The 6694-nt window shown below is 58.5% G+C and carries 5 protein-coding genes and 1 pseudogene; all 6 read left to right on the top strand.

The features are described from left to right. A pseudogene (locus IRZ24_RS15055) lies at positions 1 to 1093 on the top strand (hypothetical protein); the annotation flags it as partial. Positions 1094 to 1188: 95 nt separating this feature from the next. Continuing rightward, positions 1189 to 1533, top strand: a complete 345-nt coding sequence (locus IRZ24_RS15050) for a histidine triad nucleotide-binding protein (RefSeq protein ID WP_297165666.1) — start codon at positions 1189 to 1191, stop codon at positions 1531 to 1533. Positions 1534 to 1978: 445 nt separating this feature from the next. Beyond that, positions 1979 to 3169: a glycosyltransferase family 1 protein gene (locus tag IRZ24_RS15045; RefSeq protein WP_297165664.1), complete on the top strand. Its 1191-nt coding sequence runs from the start codon at positions 1979 to 1981 to the stop codon at positions 3167 to 3169. Next, positions 3153 to 4313, top strand: coding sequence for a glycosyltransferase family 1 protein (locus IRZ24_RS15040; RefSeq protein WP_297165662.1), 1161 nt, complete (start codon positions 3153 to 3155; stop codon positions 4311 to 4313). The genes IRZ24_RS15045 and IRZ24_RS15040 overlap by 17 nt, the downstream gene beginning before the upstream one ends. After that, positions 4288 to 5475, top strand: a complete 1188-nt coding sequence (locus IRZ24_RS15035) for a glycosyltransferase family 4 protein (protein WP_297165660.1) — start codon at positions 4288 to 4290, stop codon at positions 5473 to 5475. The genes IRZ24_RS15040 and IRZ24_RS15035 overlap by 26 nt, the downstream gene beginning before the upstream one ends. A 14-nt stretch (positions 5476 to 5489) precedes the next feature. Continuing rightward, a partial coding sequence (locus IRZ24_RS15030) for a glycosyltransferase 87 family protein (protein ID WP_297165658.1) occupies positions 5490 to 6694 on the top strand: 1205 nt, incomplete at its 3' end.

The following is a 6694-nucleotide window of genomic DNA, read 5'->3' as shown; positions in this document are numbered from 1 at the left end:
CCACTGGCTTGATCACTTGCAAGATGTCAAGGTCAGTGAGCCGGAGCCACCTGCTCCGCCTGCGCGCTCCCGCTCCCCACAGGGACCGGCGGCGCGCTTCCCTGTGGATACACGCCATTCAGGGCGAGAAGGCCCACGGCCCCCCGTGGAGCGCCCGCCGCGCATGGAACGAGAGCGAGAACGAGATCGTGAGCGGCCAGGGCCGCGCGGACCCGCTCAGTATTGGGAAGCTGAACGTCGAGGCCCTCTTTTCCGTAGCAGCTTCTCGGCCTTGGGTCAGCGCCCCCGCCCTTCTGTAGAGAGCGGTCCTGCTCGCGGTCCTCGTCAGGTCGGCTCTTTCTCTCGACCTGGGGCTGCCGGAGTAGGCCCCGGCCTCAGTCCCACAGGGAAAGGGGGAGCACGTCCGGGATCAGTTCAGGCTACTCATCATCATCATCTTCACAGACAGGCAAAGGAGCCCGCCAAAGCAGCGAAGCCTCTCCCACAGCCGGCTAAGCCCAAGCGCGAAAAAACTCCTCCCCCGGCTCCCTTTGTGCCTACTCCAGAGCAGGTGGCTCTGGTCGAAGCACGCTATAAGGAGCTGGCACAACCCGTTGAGTTTGATGGCATCCGTACCCGGATCGCCCATGAGCTGAATATTCCTAAATCGGCGGTGAAAAAGATCGTCAAGGCCCTGCGCGAGCGCGAGGGGCTGCCAAGCTGGTGGGAGGTTCAGCCTTACCGAGGGAACAGTGAAGAACTGGCGAAGATCCGAGCCTTGTATGAGCCGTTTCTCCCTGTGCCTCCGATCGGTATCCATCGCACTATCGCGCAGCAGCTCTCGCTCAAACCTGCCGTGGTCTATCAGGCGATCCGCCTCATCCGCCAGGAGCTGAAGCTGCCGCAGTACAATGATCCTAGCCTGCATGCTCAGGAATTGACAACGAGCACACTGGCTGGAGACAATAAACAAACGGTGCCAGCCTTGCCGGCAGGTACTATGGTCACCTCGTCTTCTTCAGAGGCCGTCTCTCTCCCTCAGGAGAGCACTGGCTCTGGAAGTGTCGAGCCTGCGGCTCACGCTGCCGAGAGCCAGCCAGCCTCGGAGGAGTAATCGGCAAGAGTCGGGTTGGCCCCGGGCTCTGGCTGATAGACTCTTTGAGTCGAGCCAGACCACTCCGGCCCGCTCTTGGCTTGAGGAAGGCAACTATGCAAGACTGCTTGTTCTGCAAGATCGCTAAGGGCGAGATCCCGAGTAAGATCCTTTATCAGGATGCCGAGGTCGTTGCATTCGCGGACATCAATCCACAGGCACCGCATCATGTGCTGCTGATTCCGCGGCGCCATCTGGCTTCGATGAAGGAGGTAACGGAGCAGGATGGGACCTTGCTGGCCCATCTCTTCGTTGTGGCTAATAAGCTCGCTCAGGATCTCGGCCTCTCCGAGCGCGGATTTCGCTTCGTGACGAATGTCGGATCCGACGCCGGACAATCGGTCTTCCATCTGCATTTCCATCTCTTGGGCGGACGCCGCTTCGGCTGGCCGCCTGGCTAGTCGCCGCGCGTCAACCCGGTTTGTCTGCTTAACTTGCTTGCCTGCTTGGCTTGGGGCGAGAAGCACCCGCACTTTCCTGCTTGCCCCGTATGATTATGGCTTCTCGCCCCCTCTGCCGTTTCGGCACGGCTTGATTGAACCAGTCCGAGTCGTTGCTGTTCCGCGAGCTGGTGGGAACGGTTGGGTTGCTTCGGGTTGGGTCTCTGTGGCCCCGCGGTGATGATCGGCCTTTGGTAAGCTTGCCTCGCTTCTTGGGCTTCTTCTCGCCTGGCTCTCCGCTTTGTCTTCATCGGCAGACAGGCCAACAAGAGGAGAAGCCCACCACAAGGTGAGAAGGGCGCAAGCATAGCGTCTCTATCAGCGCTTCTGAGAGCGACTGCTACCAATTGGCCGAGCAGCGCTGAATCCATCAGGAAGATTTTCTATAAAGGCCAGGGATGTCTTTATGCGCATTGCCATTGATTACACAACGGCTATCCGCCAGGGCGCGGGCATCGGGACCTACATCCGCTGCCTGGTCGATGCCCTGCTTGCTCAAGATCAGGTAAACCGCTATGTCCTGTTGAGCAGCCAGCCCCCTCAGGAGGGACGTACTTTCCCTCAAGCAGAGCATGCGACGATTCGACGCATCCCGATTCCTGAGCGCTACCTCAATATTATCTGGTATCGCTGGCAGCTCCCGCCCTACGTGAATTGGTTCACTGGCCCTGTCGATCTCTACCACGGCCCCGATTTCGTTTTGCCTCCCTTTAGCCCCTTTCACCGTCGCCCGCGTACAGTGGTGACCATCCATGATCTGGCATTTCTGGAGTACCCTCAGTATGCCGTCCCCTCGCTGGCCGCTTATTTGCGGGAGGTGGTCCCACGAGCGGCACGCACCGCTGATGTGGTCGCCACGGTTTCTCAGGCTTCGGCTCGTACCCTCACTAAGTATTTGGGCACGCCTCCCGAGAAGATGGTGATTATCTCTCCTGGCGTGGCTCGCGCTTTCCGCCGCATCACTGATCCCGTGCTCTTGGAGGCTACACGCTATAAGTATGGCCTGAAACATCCCTTTGTGCTAACCGTGGGCACCAAGGAGCCACGGAAGAATCACCTTGGCTTGATCCGCGCTTTCCACCAGACTCAGAGCCGCAAACCGCGCCCGAAAATGCTTGTCATCGTCGGTGGCCCTGGCTGGCTCTATGAGGAGACTGAGCAGGAGGTAACGCGTCTGGGCCTGACAGAGAAGGTGCGTTTTCTAGGACGGGTGAGCACCCTCGACCTGGTCATGCTCTATAGTATGGCCGATGTCTTTGCTTACCCCTCCTTCTATGAGGGCTTCGGTATGCCTGCACTGGAGGCCTTGGCCTGCGGCGCTCCCGTGGTCACCTCAAATACTTCTTCCTTGCCCGAGGTGGTTGGCGAGGCCGCCCTCAAGGTCGATCCTTACGATGTGGAGGCCCTGGCTTCCGCTATTACACGCCTGCTGGAGGATCGCCAGCTCTGCGAGGAGCTGCGCCAGAGAGGCTATGAGCAGGTGAAACGCTATACATGGGAAGCCTCGGCGCGTAAAATGCTTCTTGTCTATCAGAAGCTCTATGAGGGTCTCTCGGATTTCACTACGCTGGAGGCTTCCTATGCGGATCGGCATTAATGCGCTCTTTTTTCGCTATCCCGCTAGTGGGAGCGGACAGTACTTGTTGCATCTGCTCAAAGCTCTGGCAACGCTCGATCAGAGCCATGAGTATGTTTTGCTTAGCCCGCGGCCCGACATGTTGCCCTTTACTCCTCCTCCCCAGATGCGTTATGTCGCGGCCCCCGCTCCTTCTTGGCTGACCCGCAATGAAAATATTGAAAAACTGGTTTGGGAGCAGATCACATCTCCGCGCGCAGCTCGCCACCATGATGTTGATCTGCTCCACATCCCCTATTTCGCACCTCCTTTGCGCGCGGCTATGCCTGTCGTTGTCACCGTGCACGATGTCATTCCCTGGCATATTCCTATTTATCGGGCAGGGGCCAAGATCGAGGCTTATATGCGTCTCATTGAATATGCTGTCAGGCGTGCTACTTTGATCATCACGGTCTCCGAGCATGCCAAGCGTGATATTATCGACACCTTGAAACTGCCTGCCGAGCGCATCCGCGTCATTTATGAGGCTGCCGGTGAGGAATATCAGCCAGTGCGCGACCCCGAGCAACTGGCCAGAGCGCGGGCACGCTACGGTCTGGCTGAAGACCAGCGTTATGTTTTCTACCTAGGCGGCTTAGATGTTCGCAAGAATGTTCCACAGTTGGTGCGCGCCTTTGCGCGCGTCTATCAGCGCCTCGGTGAACCAGATCTTCGCCTCTTGATCTCGGGCGATCCCGACCGGCAGCGCGGTCCGCGCTTCTCTGACCCGCGCCCTCTGGCTGCTGAATTGGGTATTGCCGATAAAGTCATTGTCCGCTTTGTGCATGATGAGGACAAAGCTGCGCTCTATAGTGGCGCTGGTCTCTTTGTCTTCCCTTCGCTCTATGAAGGCTTCGGCCTTGATCCTCTGGAGGCTATGGCCTGCGGCGCTCCCGTGGTTTGTTCTAATCGAACTTCACTACCGGAGGTCGTGGGCGATGCTGCTCTATGCGTTGATCCTACCGATCTGGACGCTCTCACGGATGCAATGTATGCTGTTCTCAGTGATATGAAACTTGAGGCAGACCTGCGCGCCCGCTCGCTGCGCCGCGCCACCCAGTTTAGCTGGCAACGCACTGCGAGCGAGACGCTGGCTGCCTATGAAGCAGCTTTATCTCTGGAGTGAGCTGAGTCCAATGCGCGTGCTGACGATCTCTAAGGCCTATGTTGCCGGCACTGCTCACCGTAAGCTGGAGGAGCTGGCTAAATGCCCCGGCGTTGAGCTGATCGCTGTCACCCCTCCTTACTGGTTGGCCGATGATGGTAGTAAGCAGGATCTGGAGCGGGTCTATCTGGAGGGCTATGAGCTGATCGTGACTCCTATGGCTCTCAATGGCCATTTCCATATCCACTACTATCCTCAGCTCAATAGCATTATGCGCCGTGTCCGCCCTGACATCGTGCATATCGATGAGGAGCCCTATAATTTCGCCACCTACCAGGCGATCCGTCTGGCTCGCCGCTATGGGGCCTTGCCAATCTTCTCGACCTTCCAAAATCTCTACCGCCGCTATCCTCCCCCGTTCCGGCAGTTTGAGCTATATTGTTACCACCACGCCCGACATGCTCAGGCTTGCAACAAGGCAGCGGGTGAGGTCCTGCGCCGCAAGGGCTATAAGGGGAAGATCCACTTGATCGCCCAGTTCGGAGCGGAGCCAAGCCTCCACTATCCTGATCCGCAACGCCGGCCCTACCAGCCGGGTGAGCCTTTCATTCTAGGCTACGTTGGACGCCTGAAGGAAGAAAAGGGAGTTCCCTTGATCATCGAGGCCCTGGCTATGCTACCAGAGTGTTGCCGTGTGGTCTTTATCGGCTATGGCCCCTTGCGCGATGAGTTGGAGCGTATGGCCCAACGCCTGGGGGTGGCCGAGCGCGTGACCTTTTTGGGCAGCCTGCCAAGCTATAAGGTGCCTGATGAGATGCGTAAGATGCATGTGCTACTCCAGCCCTCACTGACACGCCCTAATTGGATGGAGCAGTTTGGGCGTTCGATGGCCGAAGCAATGTGCTGTGGGGTGCCAGTGGTTGGCTCCGATTCGGGCGAGATTCCGGTGACGGTCGGTAACGGCGGTCTGATCTTCCCCGAGGGAGATGCGCGGGCAATGGCTGAGTGCGTGCGACGCCTGCTCGAGGACCAAGAGCTATACCAGCGCTTGGCTCGCCAGGCCCGTGAGCATATCCTGAAAAATTATACGCAGGAGGCCATTGCTCGCAAAACCTATGAGGTCTTCTTAGAGATGCTGGCCGAACGCGATGCCGCCGCACCGGCGCCAAGCCCAGCCCCCTGAGCAACTTTAGAGCTATGCGACCTTCTGCACTTCTCCGAATCGGTGACCTGCGCCGGTGGCCTTCCTGCTGGTTGCTTACGCTGCTCGGCTCCGTGCTCTTTGTTGAGAGCACCTGGCAGGTTTTCTTGGCACCCACTGATCTGCTCCGCTATCAGTGCTACGCCGTGGCCTTCTGGTTCGGCAGCGCTGCCCTCGGCTGGCTTCCGGCGCACCAGTGCGCGTTTCTCTCGTTCTATGGCACACAACCCCCTTTTCACATCCTGCCACTTGAGTACCCCCCCCTGGCGCTCCTCCCTTTCTCTGTGCCGCTGCTGGTCCCCCTTCCTTACTACACTCTGACCTTTGCTCTGCTCATGCTCGCCGCCGCTATCTTGCTGCTCTGGCTCCTATATCGCCAGGTCTCGTCTCAGGCAGCGCTAGCTGGTGCATTGCTCCTGATCGTGGGAGGCGGCCCGCTTTTGCAGGTGCGTTATGATCTGTGGCCCTCGCTGTGTGTACTGCTCTGCCTTGTGGCAGCACAACGCGAGCGATGGACGTTAGCCTACCTGGCCCTGGCGGGCGGTACCCTGCTGAAGCTTTACCCACTGCTGGGCCTTCCAGCGCTCTTCCTGGCCGAGCAGCAGCGCTTGAGTGCTGGTCAGTGGCCACTGACCAAGGTTTCCGCCTGGCGTTGGCGCCACTTACTGCTCTTTGTCGCCACTGTGACGCTCGTCAGTGGCCTCTTTGCCTTGCTCAACCCCCAAGGTGCGCTGTTGGAGCCACTGCGCTACCTTGGCCAGCGCCCCCCTCAAATTGAATCGCTAGCAGCAAGTCTACTCTGGCTCGGTAGTTTGATTGGCTTTGGACAGCCGCTGCGGCTGCTTTTCAGCTATGGCTCGCTCAACATCCTCAGCCCTCTGGCAGCTCCAGTCACTCTGCTCCTGGCAGGTCTACTTGGGGGCGGCCTCCTGTTGACGCTCTGGCTGCAGTACAAAGGCGCCTTCGACTTCAGCGATAGCCTGCTTGCACTCTTGCTGCTGCTCATTACGACCGGCAAGGTCCTCAGTCCGCAATATTTGCTCTGGGTCATCCCTCTGGTAGCCAGCTCAGGTCTAGGTCGCGCCACCCAGCTCCGTACCCGTTGCTGGTTGTTGCTCTGGCTCGCCATTAGTCTGACGACGAGCTTCATTTATATCTTTTATTATTCTCATCTATTTAATTCATCTATAGCTCCTCAAGT

The sequence above is a fragment of the Thermogemmatispora sp. genome (assembly GCF_019683755.1).
GTDB lineage: Bacteria > Chloroflexota > Ktedonobacteria > Ktedonobacterales > Ktedonobacteraceae > Thermogemmatispora.
This window is presented reverse-complemented; position numbering and strand designations above follow the sequence as displayed.

Coding starts and splice junctions, on each gene's coding strand:
- IRZ24_RS15035 (WP_297165660.1), top strand. CDS start 4,288: ATGAAGCAGCTTTATCTCTGGAGTGAGCTGAGTCCAATGCGCGTGCTG.
- IRZ24_RS15045 (WP_297165664.1), top strand. CDS start 1,979: ATGCGCATTGCCATTGATTACACAACGGCTATCCGCCAGGGCGCGGGC.
- IRZ24_RS15050 (WP_297165666.1), top strand. CDS start 1,189: ATGCAAGACTGCTTGTTCTGCAAGATCGCTAAGGGCGAGATCCCGAGT.
- IRZ24_RS15040 (WP_297165662.1), top strand. CDS start 3,153: ATGCGGATCGGCATTAATGCGCTCTTTTTTCGCTATCCCGCTAGTGGG.